The sequence below is a fragment of the Streptomyces sp. NPDC051677 genome, assembly GCF_044453465.1.
Classification (GTDB): Bacteria; Actinomycetota; Actinomycetes; order Streptomycetales; family Streptomycetaceae; genus Streptomyces.
In genome coordinates this window covers 1-1,202 of record NZ_JBITCT010000055.1, presented here as the reverse complement: position 1 = coordinate 1,202, position 1,202 = coordinate 1, and the positions used below count along the sequence as shown (strand labels likewise).

Genomic DNA, 1,202 nt, shown 5'->3' with positions numbered 1-1,202 from the left:
CCGCGCTGGTAGTGTCCCCCCCCCCCCGCCCCCCCTGCCCTCCCGATGTTATTACTTGCGGCCCCCGGGCAACAAATTGGTACCCTGCACAAACCCCCCCCCCCGGGGGGGGGGGGGCCCGGCCGCCCCCCCCCGACCAGAAGGGAGCCTTGCGTTGCCTGGGCCGTATTACCTGTGCACGGAGAACACGTTCCACGCCGCGTTCCTGGTCACACAATGGCTGGCCGACCACGGCAAGCAGGAGGGGTTCCGCGGCGTCGTGCTGCGCGAGGACGCGCTGCCCGCGACCCTGCTGGCCGACCGGGACCGCTTCCACAGCGTCCACGCCGGCGCCTGCGAACTCGACGACGACGCCTGGAGCGAACTGATACGGCTCTATCCGGGCCTCAGCGCGACCGAGCGGGCGATGATCGCGGAGTTCGGCGTCCCCGCCCGGACCGTCACCAGCCATCCGGACACCGTCTACCTGGGCCGCCGACTCAACAGTGACACCGCACGGGACTGGCTCACGCGAGCGTGCGCGGAACCCGAACTGCCGTATCTGTTCGTGTTCCTCGACAAGATCCTCGCCCCCTGGTGGATCGAGCTGACCGGCTCGCGCATCGTCAACGCGCACTCCGCCGTTCTCCCCCACGCTCGCGGCACCTTCGCCATCGAACAGGTCGCGGCGCTCCGCGACCGGGAACTGTTCAGCGCCTGCGCCGGGGCGACGGCACACTTCGTGGACGACGGTGTCGACACCGGTCCGATCATCAAGGCGCTGCGTTTCACCGACCCCTTCTCCTTCGGGTCGATATGGAGCTGCAAGGGCAACTCGTTCATGCTCGCCTTCGACGTCCTCGGCCAGGTTGCCCAGGAACTGCTCGACGGCCGCCGCGCCACTCACGCCGGCGTACTGCCGGCTCCGTCCGCCCACGGAGCGCCCGAGTTCCGGCGCCGTGATCTGACCCCACGCAGGCAGGCCGAGGCCGAGGCCGGCTATCTGGCCATGCGGAACGCCGCATCCGAGCGCTAGTCCGGGCCCGGCGGCAGACGGCCGCGGCCCCAGCAACCCACGTTCTTCGATTGCCCCACTGGAGAGGAAAAGTCATGCCGGAAACCGACGAGCTGCAGTTGTCCGCCGACCGCAACGACACGGCGGTGGAGTTCCCGTCGGAGCGGTGTCTGCATGAGCTGTTCGAGGAGCAGGCGACGCGCACACC

General features: G+C 69.6%; 1 protein-coding gene. It reads left to right on the top strand.

Going from position 1 to position 1,202, the window contains the following annotated elements; genetic code table 11:
* Window positions 1–154: 154 nt before the first annotated feature.
* Entirely contained in the window at window positions 155–1,015 is an 861-nt protein-coding gene (locus tag ACIBAF_RS41195; protein WP_399470509.1) for a formyltransferase family protein, read from the top strand.
* Window positions 1,016–1,202: the final 187 nt, after the last annotated feature.